Source organism: Rhizobium sp. BK196 (genome assembly GCF_014193255.1).
Lineage (GTDB): Bacteria > Pseudomonadota > Alphaproteobacteria > Rhizobiales > Rhizobiaceae > Rhizobium.
On sequence record NZ_JACHZB010000005.1, the window covers coordinates 135,751 to 160,746 of the forward strand.

General features: G+C 60.2%; 26 protein-coding genes and 1 pseudogene. 14 read left to right on the top strand and 13 right to left on the bottom strand.

All coding sequences use genetic code 11. From position 1 onward, the window contains the following. Positions 1 to 162: 162 nt before the first annotated feature. A complete protein-coding gene (locus FHT78_RS18045) occupies positions 163 to 1,014 on the top strand; it encodes an AraC family transcriptional regulator (protein WP_183746832.1) in 852 nt (283 codons plus the stop codon). Positions 1,015 to 1,023: 9 nt separating this feature from the next. Here the strand turns inward: FHT78_RS18045 and FHT78_RS18050 are convergent, their stop codons facing one another. The 3 genes from FHT78_RS18050 to FHT78_RS18060 form a co-directional block, all read right to left on the bottom strand. After that, positions 1,024 to 1,653: a glutathione S-transferase family protein gene (locus tag FHT78_RS18050; RefSeq protein ID WP_183746834.1), complete on the bottom strand. Its 630-nt coding sequence runs from the start codon at positions 1,651 to 1,653 to the stop codon at positions 1,024 to 1,026. Continuing rightward, positions 1,559 to 1,939, bottom strand: coding sequence for a hypothetical protein (locus FHT78_RS18055; RefSeq protein WP_183746836.1), 381 nt, complete (start codon positions 1,937 to 1,939; stop codon positions 1,559 to 1,561). The genes FHT78_RS18050 and FHT78_RS18055 overlap by 95 nt, the downstream gene beginning before the upstream one ends. A 146-nt stretch (positions 1,940 to 2,085) precedes the next feature. Then, positions 2,086 to 3,297 (bottom strand): NADP-dependent isocitrate dehydrogenase, encoded by a 1,212-nt coding sequence (locus tag FHT78_RS18060; RefSeq protein ID WP_183746838.1) that lies wholly within the window; start codon positions 3,295 to 3,297, stop codon positions 2,086 to 2,088. A gap of 190 nt (positions 3,298 to 3,487) precedes the next feature. Between FHT78_RS18060 and FHT78_RS18065 the strand changes: the two genes are divergently transcribed. From FHT78_RS18065 to FHT78_RS18090, 6 genes are all read left to right on the top strand, one after another. Then, complete coding sequence (locus FHT78_RS18065; RefSeq protein ID WP_183746839.1) at positions 3,488 to 4,030, top strand: hypothetical protein; 543 nt, start codon at positions 3,488 to 3,490, stop codon at positions 4,028 to 4,030. A gap of 109 nt (positions 4,031 to 4,139) precedes the next feature. Then, on the top strand, positions 4,140 to 6,176 hold the full coding sequence (locus FHT78_RS18070; RefSeq protein ID WP_183746841.1) for an FUSC family protein: 2,037 nt from the start codon (positions 4,140 to 4,142) through the stop codon (positions 6,174 to 6,176). 17 nt (positions 6,177 to 6,193) lie between these two features. After that, complete coding sequence (locus FHT78_RS18075; RefSeq protein WP_183746845.1) at positions 6,194 to 7,024, top strand: RNA methyltransferase; 831 nt, start codon at positions 6,194 to 6,196, stop codon at positions 7,022 to 7,024. Further along, positions 7,005 to 7,808, top strand: a complete 804-nt coding sequence (murI, locus tag FHT78_RS18080) for a glutamate racemase (protein ID WP_183746848.1) — start codon at positions 7,005 to 7,007, stop codon at positions 7,806 to 7,808. Before FHT78_RS18075 ends, murI begins: the two co-directional genes overlap by 20 nt. A 96-nt stretch (positions 7,809 to 7,904) precedes the next feature. Then, positions 7,905 to 9,098 (top strand): MFS transporter, encoded by a 1,194-nt coding sequence (locus FHT78_RS18085; RefSeq protein WP_183746851.1) that lies wholly within the window; start codon positions 7,905 to 7,907, stop codon positions 9,096 to 9,098. A gap of 89 nt (positions 9,099 to 9,187) precedes the next feature. Then, a complete protein-coding gene (locus FHT78_RS18090; RefSeq protein WP_183746854.1) occupies positions 9,188 to 10,702 on the top strand; it encodes an ATP-binding protein in 1,515 nt (504 codons plus the stop codon). Between the two features lie 5 nt (positions 10,703 to 10,707). Here the strand turns inward: FHT78_RS18090 and FHT78_RS18095 are convergent, their stop codons facing one another. Then, positions 10,708 to 11,043, bottom strand: coding sequence for a cupin domain-containing protein (locus FHT78_RS18095; protein ID WP_183746856.1), 336 nt, complete (start codon positions 11,041 to 11,043; stop codon positions 10,708 to 10,710). A gap of 100 nt (positions 11,044 to 11,143) precedes the next feature. Here FHT78_RS18095 and FHT78_RS18100 point away from each other — a divergent pair, with 100 nt between their 5' ends. The 6 genes from FHT78_RS18100 to FHT78_RS18125 all read left to right on the top strand — a co-directional run bounded on the left by FHT78_RS18100 (position 11,144) and on the right by FHT78_RS18125 (position 16,131). Then, positions 11,144 to 11,674: a MarR family transcriptional regulator gene (locus FHT78_RS18100; RefSeq protein WP_183746859.1), complete on the top strand. Its 531-nt coding sequence runs from the start codon at positions 11,144 to 11,146 to the stop codon at positions 11,672 to 11,674. Between the two features lie 198 nt (positions 11,675 to 11,872). Continuing rightward, the gene (rpsD, locus tag FHT78_RS18105; RefSeq protein WP_183746862.1) at positions 11,873 to 12,490 is read left to right on the top strand and encodes a 30S ribosomal protein S4; all 618 of its coding nucleotides are present in this window, start codon (positions 11,873 to 11,875) and stop codon (positions 12,488 to 12,490) included. A 68-nt stretch (positions 12,491 to 12,558) separates the two neighbouring features. Continuing rightward, positions 12,559 to 13,488, top strand: a complete 930-nt coding sequence (locus tag FHT78_RS18110) for a glutaminase (protein WP_183746864.1) — start codon at positions 12,559 to 12,561, stop codon at positions 13,486 to 13,488. Positions 13,489 to 13,547: 59 nt separating this feature from the next. Beyond that, positions 13,548 to 14,414, top strand: coding sequence for a tRNA 2-thiocytidine(32) synthetase TtcA (gene ttcA / locus FHT78_RS18115; protein WP_112547753.1), 867 nt, complete (start codon positions 13,548 to 13,550; stop codon positions 14,412 to 14,414). A gap of 44 nt (positions 14,415 to 14,458) precedes the next feature. After that, on the top strand, positions 14,459 to 15,289 hold the full coding sequence (locus FHT78_RS18120) for an inositol monophosphatase (RefSeq protein WP_183746866.1): 831 nt from the start codon (positions 14,459 to 14,461) through the stop codon (positions 15,287 to 15,289). Positions 15,290 to 15,306: 17 nt separating this feature from the next. Next, positions 15,307 to 16,131 (top strand): inositol monophosphatase family protein, encoded by an 825-nt coding sequence (locus FHT78_RS18125; protein ID WP_183746869.1) that lies wholly within the window; start codon positions 15,307 to 15,309, stop codon positions 16,129 to 16,131. 4 nt (positions 16,132 to 16,135) lie between these two features. Here FHT78_RS18125 and hisC read toward each other — a convergent pair whose 3' ends face one another. From hisC to FHT78_RS18150, 5 genes are all read right to left on the bottom strand, one after another. Beyond that, entirely contained in the window at positions 16,136 to 17,194 is a 1,059-nt protein-coding gene (gene hisC / locus FHT78_RS18130; RefSeq protein WP_183746872.1) for a histidinol-phosphate transaminase, read from the bottom strand. A gap of 30 nt (positions 17,195 to 17,224) precedes the next feature. Continuing rightward, positions 17,225 to 18,505, bottom strand: a complete 1,281-nt coding sequence (locus FHT78_RS18135; RefSeq protein WP_183746875.1) for a multidrug effflux MFS transporter — start codon at positions 18,503 to 18,505, stop codon at positions 17,225 to 17,227. Between the two features lie 110 nt (positions 18,506 to 18,615). After that, positions 18,616 to 19,863 carry a multidrug effflux MFS transporter gene (locus tag FHT78_RS18140; protein ID WP_183747591.1) on the bottom strand — a complete coding sequence of 416 codons (1,248 nt, stop codon included), beginning with the start codon at positions 19,861 to 19,863 and terminating at the stop codon, positions 18,616 to 18,618. Positions 19,864 to 20,000: 137 nt separating this feature from the next. Beyond that, positions 20,001 to 20,339 (bottom strand): Grx4 family monothiol glutaredoxin, encoded by a 339-nt coding sequence (gene grxD / locus FHT78_RS18145; RefSeq protein ID WP_007826252.1) that lies wholly within the window; start codon positions 20,337 to 20,339, stop codon positions 20,001 to 20,003. Positions 20,340 to 20,565: 226 nt separating this feature from the next. Next, entirely contained in the window at positions 20,566 to 20,793 is a 228-nt protein-coding gene (locus tag FHT78_RS18150; RefSeq protein ID WP_183746878.1) for a hypothetical protein, read from the bottom strand. 166 nt (positions 20,794 to 20,959) lie between these two features. Here FHT78_RS18150 and FHT78_RS18155 point away from each other — a divergent pair, with 166 nt between their 5' ends. After that, positions 20,960 to 22,105 (top strand): hypothetical protein, encoded by a 1,146-nt coding sequence (locus tag FHT78_RS18155; protein WP_183746881.1) that lies wholly within the window; start codon positions 20,960 to 20,962, stop codon positions 22,103 to 22,105. A 6-nt stretch (positions 22,106 to 22,111) separates the two neighbouring features. Here the strand turns inward: FHT78_RS18155 and FHT78_RS18160 are convergent. The 4 genes and pseudogenes from FHT78_RS18160 to FHT78_RS18175 form a co-directional block, all read right to left on the bottom strand. After that, positions 22,112 to 22,360: pseudogene (locus FHT78_RS18160) on the bottom strand (DMT family transporter); the annotation flags it as partial. Between the two features lie 175 nt (positions 22,361 to 22,535). After that, complete coding sequence (locus FHT78_RS18165) at positions 22,536 to 22,748, bottom strand: hypothetical protein (protein ID WP_183746884.1); 213 nt, start codon at positions 22,746 to 22,748, stop codon at positions 22,536 to 22,538. Positions 22,749 to 22,810: 62 nt separating this feature from the next. Then, positions 22,811 to 24,625, bottom strand: a complete 1,815-nt coding sequence (locus FHT78_RS18170) for a hypothetical protein (protein WP_246715344.1) — start codon at positions 24,623 to 24,625, stop codon at positions 22,811 to 22,813. 126 nt (positions 24,626 to 24,751) lie between these two features. Then, positions 24,752 to 24,985, bottom strand: a complete 234-nt coding sequence (locus tag FHT78_RS18175) for a BolA family transcriptional regulator (RefSeq protein ID WP_007826248.1) — start codon at positions 24,983 to 24,985, stop codon at positions 24,752 to 24,754. Positions 24,986 to 24,996 lie beyond the last annotated feature (11 nt).

Here is a 24,996-nt window from a genome sequence, read left to right on the forward strand (position 1 = left end):
ACATGTTCCCGCCTTTCGTTTAAGCGAACGCCCCTTCCATTCTGCGTGGGCTTTTCCCGAAGAGGATGAAAGCGCACGCTCTTGCATTTCATGGAAAGTCCGCAGGATTTGTCAAACCGGACTATGCTTTGCTGCAGCCGATCGATTTGCATGAGGTTTGACATGGTGGGTGAAACGGCATGGGCGCTCTACGAAGACCGTCTGAGACGGGTCTCGGCCTATATCCACGATCATCTGGACGAGGATCTGGACATGGAGCGGCTGGCCGAAATCGCCTGCCTGTCGAGCTATCACTGGCATCGGATCTACAGGGCGATTTACGGTGAGACGCTGGCGGCGACTGTCAAGCGACTGCGACTGCATCGCGCGGCGGGCGACATCGTCCGCACGGATCTCGATGTCAGCGAGATTGCGAAGCGATCAGGCTATCCCAATCTCCAGTCCTTCAACCGCATCTTCAAATCGGTCTACGGAATGCCGCCGGCACGCTACCGGAAAGAGGGAAGCCACACAGTCTTCGAACCCTCACACACCGGAAAGGCACCAGCCATGTTTGATGTCACCCTGAAAACCATCCCGCCGCTCGGACTCGTCGGCGTTCCACACACCGGCTCCTATATGGAGATCGGCAAGGCTTTCGAGACGCTGTTCGGCACGCTCTATGCCCGCGGGCTCGCAAAGCCGGAGATGCGCATGATCGGCGTCTATCTTGACGACCCCGATCTCGTGCAACCCGAGAACCTGCGCTCCGTCGCCTGTGTCGCGGCAGGTGAGGAGACGGCTGCCAACGCACCGCTGGAGCGACGTGTGGTGGAAGGCGGCGATTATGCCGTACTGCACCACAAGGGGCCTTACGCCGATATGTACAAGGCCTATCAGTGGCTCTACGCCCAGTGTCTGCCGGGATCCGGCCGGCAGATCCGGGACTGCGTCATGTTCGAGGAATATCTCAACAATCCGCGCGAAGTCGCGCCGACCGAATTGCGAACGGATATCTACATGCCGCTTGCCTAGCCGGGGAGGCTAGGCAGCCTGCATCGCTTTCGCTGCCTCTTCATCGAGCGCGGTTGCCCGCTTATAGGCATCACGTTCGGCAAGGCGGCCGAAATAATCGACGAACGCCTGGCGCTTTTCGATGCCGCCGAAGGCAAGGCCCCAGCCGATATGCGAGCCGACATAGACGTCAGCTGCCGTGAACCGGTTGCCGGTGATATAAGGAGAGGCGGCCGAAACCGCCTTTTCCAGCGTTCCCATGACATCGCCGAAGGAGCCGCAGCCGGCCATACGCAACCGCTCCTGCGGGATTTCGAAGCCAAGCGCCTTCAGCATGACGGAGGTTTCCAGCGGCCCGGCGGCGAAAAACATCCAGCGGTAATAATCGGCACGCTCATCGGGCTGGGGGGCGAGGCCTGCTTGCGGAAATGCTTCTGCAAGATACGCACAGATCGCGGCGCATTCCGTCACGACCGTCTCGCCATGTCGGACCGCCGGCACCTTGCCCATCGGGTTGATGGACATATAGGCCGGCTCCTTTATCGTCCCACCGAATGTCAGCATTTCAGTATGATATGGTACGCCGGTTTCTTCCAGCATCCACCGTGCTATCCGGCCGCGCGACATCGGGTTCGTGTAGAAGGTGATTTTCTCGGTCATCCTGCTCTCCTCTCTCCCATGCTTTCTTCGTAGCATTGGTGCGAGAGATTTCAACCTTTGGCGCAGGCGAGCTCTTCGCGGCGGATCGAGGAATGACCTCTGTCGCCGGCAGTACATCAGCTCCAGGGGTTTCGGCGGAAGCGGATCGCCAGCGCTGACGGTAATGCTGGGTCTGCGTCTCGATCTGCGCAAGATCAAGGTAGAAGACGATCATATCCTGGCCTTCGCGGCGCGCCATCAGCCTCGCAAGTTGCAGAAACTCGGGAACGAAACTCTTCTTGGCCATCAGAACCTCCACGCCCAGGCGAGTAGATTGATAGGCTTTGCAACTTACGCGAAACTTGCATTTTATTGGTGATTACTGATTATCGGCCACGACGAAAAAAACCCGGCACAAAGGCCGGGTTTTCCGATGCTTCATCCGAGCAGAGCTCAGGCCATGGCAGCCTGCAGGTTCTGGTCGATCTTGTCGAGGAAGGCAGTGGTCGAGAGCCACGGCTGATCGGGGCCGATGAGCAGCGCCAAGTCCTTGGTCATGAAGCCGGCTTCGACGGTGTCGACGCAGACTTTTTCCAGCGTGGAGGCGAACTTGGCGAGTTCGGCATTGTCGTCGAGCTTGGCGCGGTGCGCCAGGCCACGCGTCCAGGCGAAGATCGAAGCGATCGAGTTCGTCGAGGTTTCCTGGCCCTTCTGGTGCTGGCGGTAGTGGCGGGTGACCGTGCCGTGAGCGGCTTCGGCTTCAACCGTCTTGCCATCCGGCGTCAGGAGAACCGAGGTCATCAGGCCGAGCGAGCCGAAGCCCTGGGCGACCGTGTCGGACTGAACGTCGCCATCGTAGTTCTTGCAGGCCCAGACGTAGCCGCCGGACCACTTGAGAGCGGAAGCGACCATGTCGTCGATCAGGCGGTGTTCATAGGTGATGCCGGCTTCCTTGAACTGATCCTTGAATTCGGTCTCGTAGACTTCTTCGAAGATGTCCTTGAAGCGGCCGTCATAGGCCTTGAGGATGGTGTTCTTGGTCGACAGGTAGACCGGCCACTTGCGCATCAGGCCGTACATCATCGAGGCGCGCGCGAACTCGCGGATCGACTCGTCGAGATTGTACATGGCCATGGCGACGCCGGCGCCCGGTGCGTTGAAGACTTCCTTCTCGATAACCGTGCCGTCTTCGCCGACGAACTTGATCGTCAGCTTGCCCTTGCCGGGGAACTTGAAGTCGGTTGCGCGGTACTGGTCGCCGAAAGCGTGACGGCCGACAACGATCGGCTGCGTCCAGCCCGGAACGAGTCGGGGAACGTTGCGGCAGATGATCGGCTCACGGAAGATGACGCCGCCGAGGATGTTGCGGATCGTGCCGTTCGGGCTCTTCCACATTTCCTTGAGGTTGAATTCCTTCACGCGGGCTTCGTCCGGAGTGATGGTCGCGCACTTGATGCCGACGCCGTACTTCTTGATGGCGTTGGCGGCATCGACGGTCACCTGGTCGTTTGTGGCGTCGCGGTTTTCGACCGAGAGGTCGTAATAATCGATGTCGAGGTCGAGATACGGATGGATCAGCTTGTCCTTGATGAGCTGCCAAATGATGCGAGTCATTTCATCGCCGTCGAGATCGGCGACAGGATTGGCGACCTTGATCTTCTTCATGTATCTGCCTCGTAAGCTTAAGAAAGGGACAGCTGTCCCGGGTGAGTGATGTGGTCCGGAGCGCTATAGCATTGTGAGCCGGGAACGCAAAGCCGAACGGGCGGAACCGTGACGTTTTTGCCGCCATTGCCATGTGCCGGAAAATGGCTAGTCTCGCCCGCATAAGCTCCCGAGTCCCGGACATTTTGCCATGAAAAAGATCGCCGTTCTGTTCGCTGGCCTCGTCGCCGCCCTGTCCGTCGCACCAGGCCTTTCGCTTGCGTCCGATGCCACCGCGCCGGTCAAGGAAATCATTGATGATACGAAGAAGAACTGGGCGAGCGACGTCAGCGACTGGATCGATATTTTCCAGGAAAGCATGCTCGATCGGCTCTACAGCAAGGATTTCGGCGACAAATACAAGGCGGCCGCCAAGAACCCGGCAGCCGACGAGGATGGCATTTCGCCCTTCGACTATGACGTGATCGTCAATGGCCAGGATGCCTGCCCGCTGCAGGATCTCTCCATCGAAAACGGCCAACCGGCAAACGGCACGACCGAGGTGACGGTGAAGTTCAAGGCGGCGACCTGCCTGGAAGGCACACCCAACAGAGATGCCTTTACCACTGTGCGTTTCGAGGTGATCGAGGAAGCGGGCAAACCCGTCATCGACGATATCATGATCCAGGGAGAAGAGGGGAACGGGCCGATCTCGCTCAAGGAAACCATGGTGCAAATCGCCAACGGCGAATGATACGCCGGCTGTTCGCAGCAAACCAAGCCAAGGTGTGATTTGATTTTTGCTGAGGCGGCGGTATCTCGATTTCGGGTTCGCCACATCCGGCGCATGAGGACTGGCAAGGGTGATTTCCGGCTTTGAGTTCCGAGACTGGCTGCTTGCCAATGACCCGGCGCTTTCGCGCCTGCGCATGGGCTGCCGGGTCACTCTGTCGATCATGCTATCCTTCACGGTGCTGCTCGTTATCCATATGCTCATCGTGCCGCTGCCGACCGCCTCCTATGGTCTCGGCATCGTGCTGTCGATCGAAGGCGGGGTTGCCGTGCGCGACAAGGGCTCGACCCGCCAGCTCATCACCAGGCTGCTCGGCTGTCTTGCAAGCCTCGTCGTCGTCGGCATCGCCGCCGCGCTTGAATCGCAACGCTACCTTTCGGATTTCATCTTCCTCGTGGTGATCTTCCTCGCCTCCTCTGCGCGTGTTTATGGGCCGCGTGGATTTGCCATCGGCATGTTCGCCTTCACCTCCTATTTTATGGGCGCCTACTTCCACCCGACGATCGGGGAATTGCCTGTGGTCGTGATCGGCCCAGTTGTCTCTGCGCTCGTCAGCCATTGGGTGAGGGCGGTGCTTTTGCCAGACAATTGGCGGCGCGACCTCCTGCGCTCACTGGAGAGCGTGCGAGGCCGCATAAACCAGATCCTCTTCAAGCTCGCGGCACTTGCAACGGATGGAAAGGTCGATGAGGCCGACCGGCAGGAACTGCGCCAGCTGGAAGACCGGCTGAAGGAAGTGGTGCTGATGGCCGAAAGCTTCATTCCGCGCCCGCCGGGCGGCGTCTTCGATGGTGCTTCACCGCCGGCCGCGGAACTGGCGATCCGGCTGTTCGACGCGCACCTGGCGACGGAAAGCGCCATCGTGCTGAGCTATCAAAGTGCGCCGGCTTTTGCTCTGGTCCATGCCGTGATCGAGGACGACAAGGCAGTACTTTCGGCTGAGGAAAAGGCCGTCGCCGACATGGAGGGCCGGCCGCAGGGAGAGACGGTGCGTGCGCTCCTCTGGCTCGCCGCCGCGCGCAGGCAGCTCGTGGAAACGATCGATGCCGGACGCAGGTCGGATTTCGCCGAGATCGCTTCGGTGGAAGAGTCCAGCGCACCTGCCAACATCGATTTTTCGTTCAGAAACCCGCTGATGCGCTCGGCCTTGCAGATCACGCTGGCAGCGGCAATTGCCATGACGCTCGGGCTCGCCTTGTCGCGCGAGCGCTGGTTCTGGGCGGTGCTTGCCTCCTTCCTCGTCTTCACCAACACCAATTCGCGCGGCGATACTGCCATCAAGGCGCTGCAGCGTTCGATCGGTACGCTGTTCGGCATCGCCTTCGGCCTGGTGCTGGCGACATTGCTGACGCACCACCTGGCTGCCGCCATCGCGGTTTCAATCGCCTGCGTCTTCCTTGCTTTCTATTTCCTGCAGATTTCCTATGCGACGATGACCTTCTTTATCTCGATCGTGCTCTGCCTGGTTTATGGCGTGATGGGTGTCCTGACCTTCGATCTCCTCAAGCTGCGACTTGAGGAAACCGTCATCGGTGCGGTCGCGGGAATGCTAGTGGCCTTCCTCGTCCTGCCGACACGCACGCGCGGTGCGCTCGATACGGCAGTCGCCAAGTGGTTCGACGCTCTGAAGGAGCTCCTGTCGGCCGTGTCGGACAAGAAGAGCCAGCCGGAACTCATCGTCATCTCGCAGAAGGTCGATGCCTGCTATCGCGACATCACGCTCTCAGCGCGCCCGCTCGGCTCGACCTGGTCCATTGTCACCAGGCCGGGACAAATTCGCCAGACGCTGGCGATTTTCCTCTCGGTTACCTATTGGTCGCGCATTCTGGCCCGCAACAATACGGCCGATGCCGTCGACGAGGATCTCAAGGGACGGATCACCGCAGATATTGGCCTTCTGGACAGATTTACGCCGCGCGGCTCGGAGTGTTTCCTCGTCACCCGCAAGCAGATGCGGCACGTCAGCCGTCACCTGCCACTGTGGCAGGAAGGGGCGCGGCTCGCCGTCGAAATGATCGGCTCGACCATCGAACGGCTCTATCCGACAGAGACGCAGGACTTGCCGTTTGCGGCCGGCAAAGCTATTGCGCCCGTAAATCAGGAATAGGAAGTACAATAAGCACCATGGCGGGCACCAACAGCGAGCGTCAACTTTTGGCCGAAGGGCCTGTTATCATTCTGGTCGAGCCGCAGATGGGCGAGAATATCGGCATGGTGGCGCGCGCCATGGCGAATTTCGGCCTTGCCGATCTTCGCCTCGTCAATCCGCGCGACGGCTGGCCGAACGAGAGGGCCCAGGCTGCGGCCTCCAAGGCCGATCACGTGATCGAAGGCACGAAGGTTTTCGCTACGTTGGAAGAGGCGATTTCCGATCTCAACTTCGTCTATGCGACGACGGCGCGCAGCCGTGACAATTACAAGCCGGTGCGCTCACCGGTCTTTGCCGCCGGAAACCTGCGCAGCCGCTTCAGAGCAGGCGAGGCGACGGGTATCCTGTTCGGCCGCGAGCGCTGGGGACTGACCAACGAGGAAGTGGCGCTTGCCGACGAGATCGTCACCTTTCCGGTCAATCCGGCCTTTGCATCGCTCAATATCGCCCAGGCAGTGCTGCTGATGTCCTATGAATGGATGAAATCCGGCATGGAGGATCTGGAGGCGGTGCCGTTCCAGGCGCTTGAACAGCGGCCCTCCACCAAGGAACAGCTCTTCGGCCTGTTCGACCAGCTGGAAGAGGCGCTCGATTCCCGCAACTATTTCCATCCGCCCTCGAAAAAGCCGAAAATGGTCGACAACCTGCGCGCAGTTCTCTCCCGCCGGGCCTTCACGGAGCAGGAAATCAGCGTGCTGCGCGGCGTCATCTCCTCTCTCGACCGCTTTTCGCGCAACAGCCCGCGCAAAGGCGGTTCTACTCGATCCGCCAAGGGTGCCCCGACCGATGACAGCGCCGACAAATGAGCTGAAACCCATCCTCGTCTTCGATTCAGGCATCGGCGGGCTGACCGTGCTGCGCGAGGCGCGCGTGCTGATGCCGGAACGCGGTTTTATCTACATCGCCGACGATGCCGGCTTTCCCTATGGCGGCTGGGAAGAGCAGGCGCTGAAGGAGCGGATCATCGGGCTCTTCGCCAAGCTGCTCGAAGATTACGATCCCGAGGTCTGCATCATTGCCTGCAACACGGCCTTCACGCTTGTGGGCGCCGACCTGCGCGCCGCCTTTCCGCAGATGACCTTCGTCGGCACGGTGCCGGCGATAAAGCCTGCTGCCGAGCGCACGCGCTCCGGGCTGGTCTCGGTGCTGGCGACCCCCGGCACGGTCAGACGCGCCTATACACGCGACCTCATCCAGTCCTTTGCGCAGCAATGCCATGTGCGGCTGGTCGGCTCCGAAAACCTGGCACGCATGGCTGAAGCCTATATCCGCGGTGACGCCGTTTCTGACGAGGCAGTGCTCACCGAAATCGATCAGTGTTTTGTCGAGAAGGATGGGCGCAAGACCGACATCGTCGTGCTCGCCTGCACGCATTATCCCTTTATGGCGAATATGTTTCGCAGGCTGGCGCCTTGGCCGGTGGACTGGCTGGATCCAGCGGAAGCGATTGCGCGCCGCGCCCGCACGCTGGTACCGCACGTTGCGGACGCCGTTCATCCTGACAATTTCGACTTTGCCTTCTTCACTTCGGGCAATCCGGATTTTGCCACGCGGCGGCTGATGCAAGGGTTCGGGCTGAGCACACGATAAGGCACTGCGCGCTTTATTTCCCCTGTCTCATCACGCAAGATCCCCGCGGGGAATCGCGAGCAGCTGTTTGCCGCTCAAGATGCAAAGAGGTGCGCCGTGTCGCTGCAAAGACTTGTCATGCTGATCTTCTTTCTGCAACCGATCGCCTTCGGCGCCTGGTTGCCGCGCATTCCCGATATCCAGGCGAAGCTGGAACTCGGCACCGCCGATCTCGCGGTAGCCCTTCTGGGATTGCCTATTGGTACCCTGATCACCCTGCCATTTGCCGGCCGCCTCGTCTCGCGCATCGGCGGGCGCATGGCGATCATCTACGGTTTCATCTTCTTTCTTGCCGTGGTTTCGCTGCCGGCCTTCGCGCCCAGCACCGTGCTTCTGTTCTTTGCCTTGATGATCGTCGGCGTCGCGCTTTCGACGGTGGAACTCGGCATGAATGTCGAGGCCGATGTGACGGAGAAGGCGACGGGACTAATCATCATGAGCCGCTGCCACGGCTTCTGGAGCTTCGGCATCATGGCCGGCAGCCTGATCGGCGTTGGCGCCATTGCCATCGGGCTTTCACCGCATTGGTCGATCCTGATCACGGCGATCATCGTCCTGCCGATCGCGCTCATTGCCAGCCTGCGCCTGCCGAAATTGCCGGAAAGTCACCATGAGGAGAATTCGCAGGTAAAGAGCGGCTTCAAGCCGCCCAGCCTTGCCCTGCTCGGGATCTGTGCCTTCGTCTTCGGCGTGACCATGACCGAAGGTGCGATCGCCGACTGGTCGGCGGTCTATCTCCGCGATGTCATGAATGCCGAAGGTGCGCAAACCGGCCTCGGTTATTCGGTTTTCGCCTTCATGGTTGCGGCGGGGCGCTTCAGCGGTGATTACATGAAAGGCCGTTTCGGTGCGGTTGCCATTGCCCGCGGCTGCGGCATCGCCTCGCTTGCCGGCATGCTCGTCGTTCTGCTTGCGCCGGTGACGCCGCTTGCGCTGCTTGGCTTTGCAGCCGTCGGTGTCGGCGTCTCGGTCGGATTCCCGCTTGCGGTGACGGCCGTCGCTTCGCTGACCGACCGACCGCCTGCTTCAAGCGTTGCCATACTCTCCTTCGCGGCGCTCAGCGGTTTTCTCATCGGGCCGCCGATCATTGGCTTTCTCGGCGAACTCCTGGGCTTGCGCGTGGGGCTCGCGGTCCTGCTGGTACCACTCTTCGTCAGCCTGCTCTGCACCCGTTTGCTGATTCCGACGCAGAACGACATGGCGGGCGATCTCGTCGAGCGCGAGGCAGTGAAGGCTTCTTTCCAGGCCTGACTTTCCCTGTGGGTTTTTAAAGGTTTGACGACAACAGTGCCTGCGAATCTGCTAGAGACGGGGGCTGGAATTTGTAAGGGGAATTGGACGTGCAGGTTGGCATCGATATGGGAATGGCGTCCGGCAACCCGGCGACGCTCGATATCGAGGAATTGCTGGCGACGCGTCTGCTCGTGCAGGGCAATTCCGGCTCCGGCAAATCGCATCTGCTGCGCCGTCTCCTCGAGCAATCGGCACAATGGGTACAGCAGGTCATCATCGATCCCGAAGGTGATTTCGTCACGCTGTCCGACCGGTTCGGCCATATCGTCGTGGATGGCGAGCGCACCGAGGCCGAGCTTGCCGGCATTGCCAACCGTATCCGCCAGCACCGCGTTTCCTGCGTGCTGACGCTGGAAGGGCTCGATATCGAGCAGCAGATGCGGGCGGCGGCCGCCTTCCTTAACGGCATGTTCGATGCCGATCGCGAATATTGGTATCCGGTTCTGGTCGTGGTCGACGAGGCGCAGATGTTTGCGCCCTCGGTCGGCGGCGATGTCTCGGAAGATGCGCGCAAGGCGTCGCTCGGCGCCATGACCAACCTGATGTGCCGTGGACGTAAACGCGGGCTTGCCGGCGTCATCGCCACGCAGCGTCTCGCCAAGCTTGCAAAGAATGTCGCGGCCGAAGCCTCGAACTTCCTTATGGGCCGCACCTTCCTCGATATCGACATGGCGCGCGCCGCTGATCTGCTCGGCATGGACCGCCGGCAGGCGGAAATGTTCCGAGATTTGAAGCGTGGCCATTTCGTCGCCCTCGGTCCTGCCTTGTCGCGCCGCCCGCTGCCGATCCAGATCGGCAATGTCGAGACCTCGGCGCGCTCTTCGAGCCCCAAGCTGATGCCGCTGCCGGATTCGCCACAGGATGTCGAAGACCTGATCTTCACGCCGGATCCGGAGGAGTTCCAGCGGCCGATCGTGCGGCGTGCTCCACCGGCGCCGCGCCCGACCACCGATATTCTGGCCGAGCTCTCGCGCTCGACGCCGGCCGCCAGCCCCATGCAGGCCGCCGAGCCGCGTGCGGCACAGCCGGAACTGTCGGCCGAAGAACGCGAGGAACGGCTTTCCGGCGTGCTCTCCGAGATCCTCGACGATCCGGGCTCCGGTTTCCGCACGGATGCGGTTCTCTATCAGGAGTTTCTGGTACGGCTGCGCATGCGCCGTGTTCCGGGAGCGCCGATGTCCTTGCAGGAATTCCGGCGGCGCGTGGCGGTTTCCCGCTCCGGCGTCGATCCCGACATGGCCGCAGGGGAAGCCTGGGCGACGGCGCTTTCGCTCTCCAATGGCGTCACCGACGATCTTCAGGGTGTGTTCCTGATGATGGCGAAGGCCGCGATCGGGGGCGAGGCCTGCCCGTCGGATGCTCGTATCGCGCGCGCCTATGGTACGCATTCTGCCCGGCGCGCACGCCGGCTGCTTGGCTATTTCGAAGAGCAGGGGCTTATCGTCGTCCACACGGACTTTACCGGCAAACGCATCGTCGCCTTCCCGGACCTGCAGGCTGAGACCGCACCGGGTTCGGCCGATGCGCCTGACACCGACGCCCTGAAGAGCGCCGCAGAATAAGCCTCTCAGACCCAGCTCTGGATGATCTCGGGGCTGGCATGGATGCAGGTGAGCTCCAGCCGCGTCGTCCCGACATTCTTGAAGCAGTGCGGCGTCTCGGAGTTGACGATGACGATATCGCCGACGTTGGGCTCCAGCGTCTGCTCGCCAACGGTGAAACGCGCCTTGCCGGAGCGGACGATCCACAATTCCGTATAGGGGTGAACATGCAGGTCCGGGCCCTGGCCAGGCTCGTTGTCGATCAGGAAGATCGAGACCGGCGCGCCGTAATCGCCGCCCTCAAAACGGATGGTGCGATTGGCGAACTGCTGCTGGCTTTCACGCGGTATGACGTGGAACATGATTTCCTCCTTGGATCACGCGGCAGGTTCGCTATATTTATCTTCACGAGAAGATAATCTTCCCAATTTATCTTCTCGTCAAGATAGTTTTGGAGTGACCATGGAAAAGCAAGACCATGTCGACCGGTTGCGCGCGCTCTGGTCAGAGGAGCTGCCCGATCTCGATACGACGCCAATGAGCATTCTCGGGCGCATTTACCGAATCTCCAATCTGGTGCGGCCGTCCATCGAGGCGACATTCTCGGAATTCGATCTCGATCGCGGGGAGTTCGACGTGATCGCGACGATCCGGCGCGCTGGACCGCCGTACCGAATGATCCCGACGGAGCTCTACAGCCTTCTGATGATCTCCTCGGGCGGGCTGACACACCGGCTGGACAGGCTGGAGAAATCCGGGCTGATCCGACGGGAACGCTCGGCCGAGGACAAGCGCAGCTTCGAAGTAGCGCTGACGGATGAGGGCATCCGCCGGGCCGAAGCCGCCTTCCGCGAAGACATGAGGCGGGAACTCGGCCATCTCGACGAGCTGGACGAGGACGAGCGTCGGGCGCTGGCCGGACTCTTGCGCAAACTTGCCGGTTCGCTCGAACGGGCAGACGAGAAAGGCCCTGCCGCGGCAGATTCTGTTTGACAATCCTGTGACTTATCCCTAAAGACCGCGCCAGCACCGGGCAGCAATGTCCGGTGTTTCATTTGACATGTCCCGTGGATCAGATCCGTTCGCGTAATGGAAAGATCCTGTCGGGTCTCGGAAACGGGATCAAAGGAGGGCGTGTTTCCTTCGCGCGGTTTGGCAACAAACCGTCATAACACTTTGAAAGGAAATACGATGAGCAAGCGCGAATCGTCCAAATACAAGATCGACCGCCGTATGGGCGAAAACATCTGGGGCCGTCCGAAGTCCCCGGTGAACCGCCGCGAATACGGTCCGGGCCAGCACGGGCAGCGCCGCAAGGGCAAGCTTTCGGATTTCGGCGTGCAGCTGCGCGCCAAGCAGAAGCTTAAGGGTTACTACGGTGACCTGCGTGAGAAGCAGTTCCGCGCGATCTTCGCTGAAGCCTCCCGCCGCAAGGGCGATACCTCGGAAAACCTGATCGGTCTTCTGGAGTCCCGTCTCGACGCGATCGTCTACCGCGCCAAGTTCGTTCCGACGGTCTTTGCTGCCCGCCAGTTCGTCAACCATGGCCACGTTACGGTCAACGGCGTGCGCGTCAACATCGGTTCCTACCGTTGCAAGGCCGGCGACGTCATCGAAGTTCGTGAAAAGTCCAAGCAGCTCGTTACGGTTCTGGAATCCGTTTCGCTCGCAGAGCGCGACGTTCCTGAATATGTCGAAGTCGACCACAACAAGATGGTTGCCACTTTCGCACGCGTTCCGACGCTGTCCGACGTTCCGTACCCGGTTGTCATGGAACCGCATCTGGTCGTCGAATTCTATTCGCGTTAATACGCGAGGCGTTTTCGCATTCTGGAAAAGCCGCCTCTCGGGGCGGCTTTTTCGTATCCGGAGGGAAGATGGTGGATTTGCAGGCAGTCCTCGACAGCATCTACAAGGAGCTGACGCCCCGCATCGGCGAGGGCAAGGTCGCGGATTATATTCCCGAACTTGCCAAGGTCGATCCGAATCAGTTCGGCATGTCGCTCATTACCGTCGACGGCAAGGTTTACAGCGTCGGCCATGCCGATGTCGCCTTTTCCATCCAGAGCATTTCCAAGGTCTTCATGCTGACGCTGGCGCTCGGCAAGGTGGGCGAGGGACTGTGGAAACGCGTCGGCCGCGAGCCTTCGGGCTCAGCCTTCAATTCCATCGTCCAGCTCGAGCATGAACACGGCATCCCGCGCAATCCCTTTATCAATGCCGGCGCGATCGCCGTCAGCGATGTCGTCATGGCCGGCCATGCGCCGCGCGAGGCGATCGGCGAGTTGCTGCGCTTCGTGCGTTACCTCGCTGACGACGAATCCATCACCATCGACGACAAGGTGGCGCGCTCGGAAACGGCAACCGGCTATCGCAACTTCGCGCTCGCCAATTTCATGCGCTCCTATCGCAATCTCGATCATCCGGTCGATCATGTGCTTGGCGTCTATTTCCACCAGTGCGCACTCTCGATGACCTGCGAGCAACTGGCCAGGGCCGGCCTGTTCCTGGCTGCGCGCGGCGGCAATCCGCTGACCGGCCATTCGGTGGTGTCGCCGAAGCGCGCGCGGCGCATCAATGCGCTGATGCTGACCTGCGGCCACTACGACGGGTCGGGCGACTTCGCCTATCATGTCGGCCTGCCGGGCAAGAGCGGCGTTGGTGGCGGCATCTTCGCGGTCGCGCCCGGTATCGCTTCGATCGCGGTGTGGTCGCCTGGCCTTAATAAGGTCGGCAATTCGCAGCTTGGTGCCGTGGCGCTGGAGATGCTCGCAGCGCGCACCGGCTGGTCTGTTTTTGGCGATTGAGGCTGGGTTGGGCTGGCGGTTTCTGTTAAGCAGGGCTGGCACATCAGACAGGTAAGAAGATGAATATCGCAGCCAATATTGCCGATGATCTGGAAACGGCTGAAGCCGGCATCGGCCATGCGCTGTTTGCCGATGCGCCGCACTCGGTCTCCTTCAACAAGCTGCGCAAGCGTCTCCTGCGGCAGGTGCGCCAGGCTTTCGACGATTTCGACATGCTCAAGGGCCAGAAACGCTGGCTGATCGGTATTTCCGGCGGCAAGGATTCCTACGGCCTGCTGGCGCTGCTCCTCGATCTTCAGTGGCGCGGGCTGCTGCCGGTGGAGCTGATCGCCTGCAATCTCGATCAGGGTCAGCCGAATTTCCCGAAGCATGTGCTACCGGAATACCTTTCCAAGATCGGCGTCAAACACCGCATCGAATATCGCGATACCTATTCGATCGTGAAAGAGAAGGTGCCGGAAGGAGCCACCTATTGTTCCCTCTGTTCGCGCCTGCGCCGCGGCAACCTCTATCGTATTGCCAAAGAAGAGGGCTGTGACGCGCTGGTCCTCGGCCATCACCGCGAGGACATCCTCGAAACCTTCTTCATGAACTTCTTTCATGGTGGGCGGATGGCCGCCATGCCGGCGAAGCTCCTCAACGACGAAGGCAATCTGATGGTGCTCAGGCCGCTTGCCTATTGCGCCGAGGACGACATGGCCAAGTTTGCCGCAGCCATGCAGTTTCCGATCATTCCCTGCGATCTCTGCGGCTCTCAGGACGGTCTGCAGCGCAATGCGATGAAGGATATGCTCGCCGATATCGAGCGCCGCATGCCCGGCCGCAAGGACACGATGCTGCGTGCGCTCGCGCATGTGAACCCGTCACACCTGCTCGATCCGAAACTTTTCGACTTTTCTGCGCTGGCCGTCACCCAAACGTCATAATGGACTTGCTATGAGCCTCAGCAGTTCCATGCAACGAGTCCAAAATGATTTTCTCAGACAAAGACATAGAGTTCCTCGGTGATTGCCTCAGGCATGTCGCCGAAGAAGAGATCATGCCGCGCTTCCGCAATGCGGCTGCGGCCAATGTTTCCGAAAAGACGTCTTCCGTCGATCTCGTAACGCAAGCCGACCTGCGCTCCGAGGCTTACCTTACGGCAGCGATCCGCGAGCGCTTTCCCAGCGCGCTCATCGTCGGTGAAGAAGCCTATGAGGCGGATCGTTCGGTCGTGCCGGCGCTCGCCGATGCCGATCTTGCCTTCGTCATTGATCCCGTCGACGGCACGTTCAATTTTGCGGCCGGCATGCCGGTTTTCGGTACGATCCTTGCCGTGACCGTCAAGGGTGAAACGGTTGCCGGCATCATTCATGATCCGGTGCTCGGTGACACGGTCGTTTCCCTTAAGGGCGCCGGCGCTTTCCAGCAGAAGGGCGATTGCGAGCCTGTCCGCCTCAAGGTCGCGGACCCCTTGGAGCTGAGCCGTATGATCGGCGCCATGGCCTGTAGCCATATGGACGAGCCGGATCGTTCGCGTGTTGCCGCCAATATGGCGAAGGTCAAGATGACCTTCGCGTTCAATTGCTCGGCTTACGAATATTGGATGGTGTCCTCGGGCAAGCTGCATTTCATAGGTCACCCCAAGCTGATGCCGTGGGATCATCTGGCCGGCGTGCTGACCCATCAGGAAGCCGGCGGGCATACCGCCAAATTCGACGGAACGCCCTACAGACCCGGCGAGATTTCCGGCGGCATCATCTCTGCTCCCGATAAGGAAAGCTGGCAGATGATCCGAAACGAGATCGTCGGCTACCGATAAACCGAAAGGAACGCGCTATGACGACTGCCATAGATACGATGAAGCTTGCCGATCTCCTGCGGCAGGCAGCGAAAGCCGAGATCCTGCCGCGCTTTCGCAGGCTGGGCAGCAGTGATGTGCGCGCCAAGACGGAGGCGACCGACCTCGTGACGGAGGCCGATGAGCAGGCCGAAAGGATGATGAAAGTCGAGGCCGCGCGGCTCTGGCCGGAGGCGCTCTTCATTGGCGAAGAATCGGTTGCCGCCGACGAAGCCCTTCTCGAGAAGCTCGAAGGTGCCGATCTCGCCATCGTCGTCGATCCCGTCGATGGCACCTTCAACTTTGCTTCGGGCATTCCGGCTTTCGGCGTCATGGCATCGGTGGTTTCCAAGGGCGAGACGGTTGCCGGCATCATCTATGATCCGATGGGCGACGACTGGGTCATGGCTGAGAAGGGCGGCGGCGCCTGGCTGCGGCGGCCGGATGGCGAGGCGCAGCGGCTGCGAGTGGCAGAGCCTGTCGCGCTCGACCAGATGGTCGGCATGGCTTCGACCGGCTACCTGCCGCAGGAGAAGCGCGCCGAAATCCTCGGCAATCTCGCCAAGGTGCGCTTCCTCATCAACTACCGCTGCGCGGCCCATGAATACCGCACCTTTGCCGGTGGGCACGTGCATTACCTGATGTACAACAAGCTGATGCCCTGGGACCATCTGGCCGGAACGCTGATCAGCCAGGAAGCCGGCGGCTATGCCGCCCGTTTCGACGGCTCGGCCTATCTGCCGCATCATGTCACCGGCGGACTGCTGATCACGCCCGACAAGGAAAGCTGGGACATCCTGCGCCGTGAGGTCGTCACGGTCTGAGCCGTCAGGCGAGGATCTGCTTCAGCGCGTCCAGGAGCTTGTCGCATTCGGCATCGGTGCCGATGGTGATGCGCAGGAAATTCTCGGTGCGCTCCCCGCGGAGATGCCGCACGAGGACCGCGCGTTTGCGCAGCTCCGCGGCAAGCTCCACAGCACCGCGTTCTCCATGCCGGGCGAAGACGAAATTGGCGGAGGAGGGCAGGACCTCAAAGCCGAGTTCCCTGAGAGCGGCAATCAGGCGCTCGCGGCTTGCGACGATCAAGTCGCAATGTTTCCGTAACCAGTCCTGATCCTCCCAGGCAGCCACGGCGCCGGCTTGAGCCAGCTTGTCCAGCGGGTAGGAATTGAAGCTGTCCTTGACCCTTTCCAGTGCATCGATCAGCGGCCGCTGACCGACGGCGAAACCGACACGGAGGCCGGCAAGGCCGCGCGATTTCGAGAAAGTCTGGACGACCAGCAGGTTCGGATACTTCCGTACCAGCGGGATGGCACTTTCGCCGCCGAAATCCACATAAGCTTCATCGATGGCGACAACCTGATCCGGATGCTCTGATATCAGCGCCTCGATTGCCGCTAATGGCAAGGCGGAGCCCGTCGGCGCATTCGGGTTGGGCAGGATAATCGCGCCGCAGGGCTGCCGATAGTCCTCGATCCTGACCTGCATCTTCTCGTCCAGCAGGACCTCGTGGAAGTCGATACCGTAGAGGCCGCAATAGGTCGGATAGAAGCTATAGGTGATATCAGGGAAGAGCAGGGGCAGTTCGTGCTTCAACAACGCCTGGAAGGTGTGCGCCAGGACCTCGTCCGAGCCATTGCCGACAAAGACTTCGCCGGGATCGAGATCGTAGCTTGCAGCAATCGCCTCGCGCAGCTTCAGGCCCGTCGGCTCGGGATAGAGCCGCAGCGTGTCGTTAACGGCTTCCGAGATCGCGGCCAGCGCACGGGGCGATGGGCCGTAGGGGTTCTCATTGGTGTTCAGCTTGACCAAGCCGTCAATGACGGGCTGTTCGCCCGCCACATAGGGCCTCAAGGATTGGACAACGGGGCTCCAGAAACGGCTCATGGTGATCTTCCAGTTTATGCTGCAGCACCATTACATGTGCACGGCGCCCGGGTCGATCTGCGGGCTGTCGCCGGGATGGGTGAAAAGCTTACCCTTTTCCGCCCAGAGGACCATGAGAACGGTCACGGCGCCGAAGAGCGTAAAGCCGCCGAAGAGCGGCTGGACTGTGCCGTTGAACAGCTGGCCGACGCCGCCGCCGAGGAGGGCGCCGAAAGTCGTCGACACGAAACCAGTGATGGCGGTTGCCGTGCCGGCAAGATTGCCCATCGGCTCCAGGCTGATCGCCGTGAAGTTGGTGGCGATGACGGCAAACATGATCAGCAGGATCGAGAAGAGTGCATAGGAGAAGGCGAAGGACGGCGTGCCGCCGAGCGCCGCGACCAAGCCGATCGAAGAGATTATGGTGAAGAGCAGCATGGCCGCATGCGAGATGCGGCGCATGCCGAAGGTGCGCACGAGCATGCCATTGGCGAAGTTGGCGACGGCGATGCCGCCCGCGGTTGCCGCAAAGGCGATCGGCAGCCAATCGCCGAGGCCGTAAACCTCGCCGAACACCTGCTGCACCGAGATCACATAGGCACTGATAACGCCGGTGAACATGGTGAGCCCGATCATGTAGCCGCAGGTGATGCGGTTGGTGAGAACCGTCTTGAAGCCGTCAGCGACGGCGTCGAAGGACAGTGGAATGCGCTCTTCCGGCGGTAGCGATTCCTTCAAGCGCAGCAGCGCCCAGACGAAGAGAATCGAAGCGATGATGCCGAGCAGGATGAAAATCCAGTGCCAGTTGGCGTAGGTGATGATGAGCTGACCGACCGAAGGGGCGACGATCGGCACGATCATGAAGACGATCATGACATAGGACATGACGCGCGCCATCTCGCGGCCGCCGAAGCAGTCGCGGACAATCGCCATTGTGGTGATGCGCACAGCTGCACCGCCGATACCCTGAACGAAGCGCATGATCAGCAGCATTTCGAAGCTGCCGGTGGCCGCGGCGGCAAACATGCCGATCACATAGCAGACCAGGCCGCCGAGCAGGATGTTGCGGCGGCCGAAGGCATCCGACAGGCTGCCGAAGATGATCTGCGACGCGCCGAACCCTAAGAAAAAGACGCCGATGACGAGCTGCGCGTCATTGTTGCTGGTTACCCCCAGCGAATGGCCGATATTGGGCAGCGCCGGCAGCATGCTGTCGATCGCCATGGCAATGCTGGCGGTCATGATGGCGATGGTCACCACGAATTCGACGAAACCCATGCCGATGCGGGCCGAACCCTGGTTTTCCGTGTGTGGTTTGTGTGTCGGAGTCATTCGAATCCCCCTGAATGACGGAAGAGCTGCTGCAAACGCGGCCGAACTTGATGTGGAAGGGCGGCGGAGTCCCTACCATGGCGTTCCGCCACTCGATGTGTCTGGAAGCTTCAGTGCCCGGTATCGGTGAAGTCCGAAATTGATGCGTCCTTCGAGAGCGGTGCGTGCTGCGGCCTGAACAGCCGCCCCTTTTCGGCGATCAGCACGAAAACGATCCCAACAAGCGAAACAATGAAGTAACCCGCAATCATTGGCGTTGCCGTTCCGTCGAAGGCCTGTCCGATCATGGCACCTATCGATGCGCCGCCGATCGTGCTCATGAAGCCGATCACTGAGGAGGCGGTGCCGGCAAGATGGCCGAGCGGCTCCATGGCAAGCGAATTGAAGTTGGAGCCGATCCAGCCGAACTGGAACATGACGAGCGCGAAGAAGATGATGAAGATCACAAAGGGCATCGGCTGCGGCCCCGATATCTGCACCATCAGCCAAATGAAACTCAATGCGCAGAAACCGAGGATCGACGCGTGCGACAGGCGACGCATGCCGAAGCGGCCGACCAGCTGCGAATTGATGAAGGACGAGAAGGCCATGAACAGCGCCACAGCGGCAAAGGCGACCGGCATATAGACGCCGAGCCCGTAGATGCCGACATAGATCTGCTGGGCGGAGTTGATGAAGCCGAACAACGCGCCAAAGAGGATCGTGCTGGCAATGGTGTAACAGAGGGCGATGCGGTTGGAAAAGAAGATCGCAAAACCTTGTGCCACCGAGCGGACCGTGAACGGACGGACATTGGCGGGGTCAAGTGTTTCCGGCAGGCGCAGATACATCCACGTGCCGACGGCCGTCCCCATGGCGCCGATGAAGACGAAGATCATATGCCAGGTACTGATGAGCATGATGATCTGACCGCCGCCGGGCGCAATGACCGGAACGATCATGAAGACCATCATGATCAGAGACATGACCTCCGCCATCTGTCGGCCGCCGTAGACGTCGCGGACAATGGAAATCGTAATGACACGGGTGGCGGCGGAACCCAGACCCTGGATGAAGCGTAACGCCAGAAGCCCGGCAAAGGCCGGCACGACGGCGATGCCGAAGGCGGAAACGACATAGATGGCAAGGCCAATCAGCAGCGGAACGCGACGACCGAAGCGATCGGAAAGCGGCCCATAGAAAAGCTGAGCGAGGCCGAAACCGAAAAGATAGGCAGAAACGACATACTGGCGATGATTCTCGTTTTCGACACCGAGGCTGGAGCCAATCTGCTGCAATGCGGGCAGCATGATATCGATTGCGAGCGAGTTGACGGCCATCAGGAAAGCCGCAAGCGCGATAAATTCCAGCTTGCCCATGGGCAGCCGACCCGCGGACATGGCTTGTGATGAATCGGTCACGATGAAATTCCCATAAACAGGTCAAGGCGCTGCTTGGCGCAGCGCCTCGAACTCAAAATACGGATTTGGAAACCGGACAGACGCCCGGTGACCGATCAGGCGACGGCGGTCTTGATGGTGACGCCGTTTTCCTGGAGATGCTGCTGGAGCTCACCGGCCTGGAACATTTCCCGGACGATGTCGCAGCCGCCGATGAACTCGCCCTTGACGTAGAGCTGGGGAATCGTCGGCCAATTGGAGTAATCCTTGATGCCCTGGCGGATTTCCGAATCGGCGAGCACGTTGATGCCCTTATAGTCGACACCGATGTAGTCGAGGATCTGCACGACCTGGCCGGAGAAACCGCACTGCGGAAACTGTGGCGTGCCCTTCATGAAAAGGACGACGTCGTTGCTCTTGATCTCGTTTTCGATGAATTCGTTGATACCGCTCATGGGACCTAATCCTTTCAACAGGCGGGGTAAAGGCCCGCCGTTTCAATCGTTTTCTTTAGATAGCATGCGGAGGGCGGAATTCCACCCGCCCAAACCAAAAAAGACCAATCCGCGACACTTAGCGGCAGAGATTGTTGCCCATGCGTTACGCCCCATTGCGGCAGATCTTGATCTCTTCAATCTCGGTATCGGTGAAGCGGCCCTGCAGCTCTCAGTGGAGGAGGCTTTAGGCGCGGCGCTGCCTGCTGCGGCCTGCTGCCGTGCGGCGCTTGCTGACCTGCTTGCGAGCAGGCTTGCGACTCACCGGCGTTGCCTTGCGGGTGGTGCGGCTCGCCGTTGCAGACGCTGCCTTGCGGCGCTTGCGCTTGGTGGTACGGCCCGTGGTCTTCTTCAGGATTTCCTTGAGCACGCTACTGACGACGCCTGACACCAGTTCATTCACGAGATTGGCCACAAAATTCCCCTTAATCCTATCGAAATGCGCCTTACCCCATTGAATTCCGGAAGAGTTCGCTTAGCAAGACGGCTCGAAGGTTTTATCCGGTTTTTCGCCGCATTTTCGGGCGAACCGTCAGTCGAGCAACGGCGATCACAACACGCCGGAAAGAAGAAAAAGACTTATGAAACTCGTCGAGAAGCGGGTCGTTCTGCATTTCCCCGGATTTGAGCCGTTGGACGGAAAAGCGCATCGGGCGCGGTATGAGCGCACCGCCCGGCAGAGTGCATCCGTGTGGGGATACCAGGTTTCAACGGGTACGGCTAGCGAGGGGGATTTTGTTTCCTTCGATGTCGACACCGGCGCCGACGGTTGGCAGACGCAGACGCGCGTCCATGTCTTCGACCATAACGACCTGGTGCAGCAGCTGCGCAAGGGCAATACGGCAAGCCGGATCGCCTTGGGCTTCAAGAGCTTCTGGCAGGTGGTGCGCGAGGGCGGCATGGCCGGCTATTTCCGCCACGCCTGGCGCTTTGGCCTCTTCTTCATCTTTCCCTTCCTCCTGACGGCGCTTGCAATCGTCATCACGCTGCAGATCCTGACGCTGCATTACTGGCTGGGGCTTCCCGGCTGGCACGTCGGCTGGAGTGCGCCGCTGGCGGCCATCTTCTTCATCTTCGGTTTCCTGCCATTCTCGGAGCGCTTCCACACGCTACATCTTTTCGCCGACTGGGAAATGGCGGTGGCATTGGCGCGCATGGACAGGCCTGTTTTCAACGACTGGCTCGATCAATGCGCGACGTCGGTGCGCGAGGCACTCGAGGAGGAGGCCGATGAATATGTCATCTCCTCACACAGCATGGGCTCCAGCGTCGCGGCGCATGTCGTCGGCATTCTCTTGGAGCGGGAGCCGGATGTCTTCAAGGGCAAGCGGGTGGTCTTTGCCACACTTGGCTGCGCGATCCTTCAATGCGCGCTGATGTCGTCGGCGACGCTCCTGCGCTCGCGCGTCGGCCTGATCGCCCGCTGTCCTGACATTTTCTGGCTCGACGTGCAGTGCCTGACGGACTCGATCAACTTCTACAAAGTGCCCGTCGTCAGCGTTTCCGGCCATCCGGATGCGCCGCAGGCGAGCATGATCCATATCCGCGTGCGGCATATGCTGACCCCTGAACATTACAAGAAAATCCGTGGGGATCAGTTACGCGTGCACCGCCAATATGTGCTGGGGCCAGACATGAAATCAGCCTTCGATTTTACGCTGCTGACGGCTGGCCCGATGCCGGCATCGGCCTTTGCCGATCCCGAGCAGAGCAAGCTGCCGCTCTGACCGCTCTCACCCCTCCTGTTCCACCTCCAGTTTGGCAGCGGGGACATGGCCGGAAAGCGCCACGATCATGATCGCCGTGAAGATCAGCAAGGCACCTGTCAGCACATGCCATTGCGGCCGCTCATCGAGAAAGACATAGGCGCCGAGTGCGCCGAAAATGCTTTCGCCCGACACCAGAACAGCCGCCCGCGATGCCGTCGTATAACGCTGGGCGACGGTCTGCAGGCCGAAGGCGGCAGCCGTGGAGATAAGGCCGAGAACGGCGAGTTCTGGAAAAGGTCACGCTTTGTGGCGCATCGAGATCGAGCAGCAGGATATCGCCGGGCCGGGTGTAGGGGAAAGGTGCGTGATAGTCGAAGAGCTATTCATAGGTTCCCTGATGCAGCAAGGCGAGCAGGAGCATCTTGCTGGAGCGCTCGGAAATTTCATTCTAGGCACGCGCCAGATGAACCGCAATGGCGTTGAAACGCGTGAGGAAGGCATTGCCGAACATGCGTCCCGAAAAACTCGCGCGAAAATTACGATCCTTGAAGCGCGACCGGGAGAGATCGATGACCGGCAGCGGCGAACCTTCCACAGCCTCGAAGAGATATGACGCGCGTTTGCCTGGGGAAACGAGATCGGTATCGATGACTTGACCCATCTTTCATTCTCTCCTTGCACTTTCGAGCTTCCGAGAATGCAATGCCATAGCTTTCGAGCATCTTATCGCAACGCGGCGTGATCTATGCGAAAGAGTTGAAAATCCGTTTTCGACGGCGCCGGCACACGCTCGAGACCTGGCCACGAGCCGCCTTTAGCCAATTCGGCATAAAGCGGCGCCTGGTTCGGATCCGCGGCGAGGCGAAAACGGCAGACCGCGACATAATCGAACGGCAGGAGTGCCGTGCGGCGGACTTCGCTGTCATGTGTCGTAAAGGCCTCGAACATTCGCTTCATCCCGGGCGATGCCCGATGGAATGGAACGGCTGCAACGGAGAAGCCGTCAGGTGCTGCGAAGACAAGGGGCAGAGCCAGCCCTTGCGGCACCGCAATTCCGCCGGGCTTTTGGCTCGAAAGTACGGAGAAGTCCTGCCCCAGACATTCGTCATAGGCCATGTAGTCGATGGCGTCGTACTGCGACGTTTGGGGAGGAACGGCAAATCGCAACAGGATGATCGCCACGATGACTAGCACGGCGGCAAATGCCGCAAGTCCACGTGATCGATCGGCAACGGAACTTTCCATTCGCGCCCCGAGCTGGATGGCGAGTGGCAAGAAGAGCGGAATGAACGCAAAGGCAAAGCGAATATTTCGCGTCTGAAGCAGTGTCAGCAGCAGGCTGGTGACGGCAATCGCAAAGATGATGGCCATCGCAGGGCGATGCTTCCGCGTCTCTTCGATTATGCCGGGCACCGCCATCACGGCGATACAGCCGAGCACTGCCAGCATTACCACGATGAAGAATTGCCCATGTTGGAGGAAGTAAAAGAAACTGTATTCCTGGGAAACCCTATCCAGCCAATCGGCCTTGGAGAGCGGATCGATCATCCAGTAAGGCCCAGAGAGGCAGCGCGGAAACAAGAGGGCAGCGGCGGTTGCGACGCAGGCGGCCGGCAGGCCGAGGCCGAGAAGCTTCATATGCAGGCGTTTGTGGCCAAGAAATGCGACACCGGCGGCCAGAGTGCCGGAGAAGCCGATTGCAAGCAGAATGTAGGGCGCGGAGAAGGCGTCGCACTGCATCGACAGGCTTGCTTTGGGACCGATGAAAACCAACGCGGCGGGGATAGTCAGAACAAGGATTGTCGTGGCTGCGGCAAACAAAATTCGTCGCGTGCCTTCCACATTCAGAAGAAAGCACAGAACCAGGCCGGCGAAGCCGACAGCGATGAATGGCAGACCTTCGAGACTGATGACGAAGCACAGAAGGGTGCCCACGCCGGCAAGAATGCCACCTGACCTATCCCATTTCTGGAGGCCGGCCAGGATCATCATAAGACCGACGATCTGCATATTGTGATGGTCGATGCGCCCGGGAACGAACTCCCAAACAGCGAATGTCATCAGAATGACTGCCGTGATCGTCAGGGTATAGTTCAGCAGGGCAGTCGCCCGAAGCTGGGGGCGCAGGACTATCGCAACCAGCAAACAGAAAAAGGAAAGCATCATCGGCGGCCAAATGTCGAACGAGATAGACATCGCCTTTTCAAGGCCGAAAGCCGGGGCCAGCGCCGTGGTGATTGCGATAAAAGGAAGGTCGATCAGTCTCGACCACGGAGAGCTATATGCATCCGGGGTCGCGATCACCGGCAGGCTCAGATCGTACCAGCTTCCGCCCGCAGAGAAAAAATGGCGTATCTGCAGTTCACGCATGCGATCGTCGATGTCGCCGAGAAAGCTGTGCACGTCGGCAAGGTCGAGAAGCGCGATCGCCAGTGCGGCCGCGTAGACGGCAATGAAGATTCGCCAGATCGCTAAAGGCCTTTTCCCGGACACAATTTCTTCCGTATGGCGGGAATTGATTGACAGATCGATCTGCATGGCGTGGCTCCAACCAGGTATCCGACAAATGCACGGTGAGCACTTAAAATTGGCCTACAGTTCGATAATACGTTTTGAGTCCGGCCCGGTAAGGAAGGCGCCTCATCAAGCCGGCGCAAATCCCGCTCAATCCGGTGCGGAGGTCTGCAGGGCAAGCGCGTGCAGGATGCCGCCCATATTGCCCTTCAGCGCCTCATAGACCATCTGGTGCTGCTGCACGCGGCTCTTGCCGCGGAAGGCTTCCGCAACGACTTCGGCGGCGTAGTGATCGCCGTCGCCTGCCAGATCGCGGATCGTTACCTTGGCACCGGGAATCCCGGCCTTGATCATGTCTTCGATATCGCCGGGTTTCATGGCCATGATCATTACTC

Coding starts and splice junctions, on each gene's coding strand:
- ttcA (WP_112547753.1), top strand. CDS start 13,548: ATGAATATCGCAGCCAATATTGCCGATGATCTGGAAACGGCTGAAGCC.
- FHT78_RS18055 (WP_183746836.1), bottom strand. CDS start 1,939: ATGGCCAAGAAGAGTTTCGTTCCCGAGTTTCTGCAACTTGCGAGGCTG.
- hisC (WP_183746872.1), bottom strand. CDS start 17,194: ATGAGCCGTTTCTGGAGCCCCGTTGTCCAATCCTTGAGGCCCTATGTG.
- FHT78_RS18175 (WP_007826248.1), bottom strand. CDS start 24,985: ATGGCCATGAAACCCGGCGATATCGAAGACATGATCAAGGCCGGGATT.
- rpsD (WP_183746862.1), top strand. CDS start 11,873: ATGAGCAAGCGCGAATCGTCCAAATACAAGATCGACCGCCGTATGGGC.
- FHT78_RS18050 (WP_183746834.1), bottom strand. CDS start 1,653: ATGACCGAGAAAATCACCTTCTACACGAACCCGATGTCGCGCGGCCGG.
- murI (WP_183746848.1), top strand. CDS start 7,005: ATGACAGCGCCGACAAATGAGCTGAAACCCATCCTCGTCTTCGATTCA.
- FHT78_RS18100 (WP_183746859.1), top strand. CDS start 11,144: ATGGAAAAGCAAGACCATGTCGACCGGTTGCGCGCGCTCTGGTCAGAG.
- FHT78_RS18170 (WP_246715344.1), bottom strand. CDS start 24,625: ATGCAGATCGATCTGTCAATCAATTCCCGCCATACGGAAGAAATTGTG.
- FHT78_RS18125 (WP_183746869.1), top strand. CDS start 15,307: ATGACGACTGCCATAGATACGATGAAGCTTGCCGATCTCCTGCGGCAG.
- FHT78_RS18110 (WP_183746864.1), top strand. CDS start 12,559: ATGGTGGATTTGCAGGCAGTCCTCGACAGCATCTACAAGGAGCTGACG.
- FHT78_RS18060 (WP_183746838.1), bottom strand. CDS start 3,297: ATGAAGAAGATCAAGGTCGCCAATCCTGTCGCCGATCTCGACGGCGAT.
- FHT78_RS18165 (WP_183746884.1), bottom strand. CDS start 22,748: ATGGGTCAAGTCATCGATACCGATCTCGTTTCCCCAGGCAAACGCGCG.
- FHT78_RS18065 (WP_183746839.1), top strand. CDS start 3,488: ATGAAAAAGATCGCCGTTCTGTTCGCTGGCCTCGTCGCCGCCCTGTCC.
- FHT78_RS18140 (WP_183747591.1), bottom strand. CDS start 19,863: ATGGGCAAGCTGGAATTTATCGCGCTTGCGGCTTTCCTGATGGCCGTC.
- FHT78_RS18135 (WP_183746875.1), bottom strand. CDS start 18,505: ATGACTCCGACACACAAACCACACACGGAAAACCAGGGTTCGGCCCGC.
- FHT78_RS18120 (WP_183746866.1), top strand. CDS start 14,459: ATGATTTTCTCAGACAAAGACATAGAGTTCCTCGGTGATTGCCTCAGG.
- FHT78_RS18155 (WP_183746881.1), top strand. CDS start 20,960: ATGAAACTCGTCGAGAAGCGGGTCGTTCTGCATTTCCCCGGATTTGAG.
- grxD (WP_007826252.1), bottom strand. CDS start 20,339: ATGAGCGGTATCAACGAATTCATCGAAAACGAGATCAAGAGCAACGAC.
- FHT78_RS18045 (WP_183746832.1), top strand. CDS start 163: ATGGTGGGTGAAACGGCATGGGCGCTCTACGAAGACCGTCTGAGACGG.
- FHT78_RS18095 (WP_183746856.1), bottom strand. CDS start 11,043: ATGTTCCACGTCATACCGCGTGAAAGCCAGCAGCAGTTCGCCAATCGC.
- FHT78_RS18075 (WP_183746845.1), top strand. CDS start 6,194: ATGGCGGGCACCAACAGCGAGCGTCAACTTTTGGCCGAAGGGCCTGTT.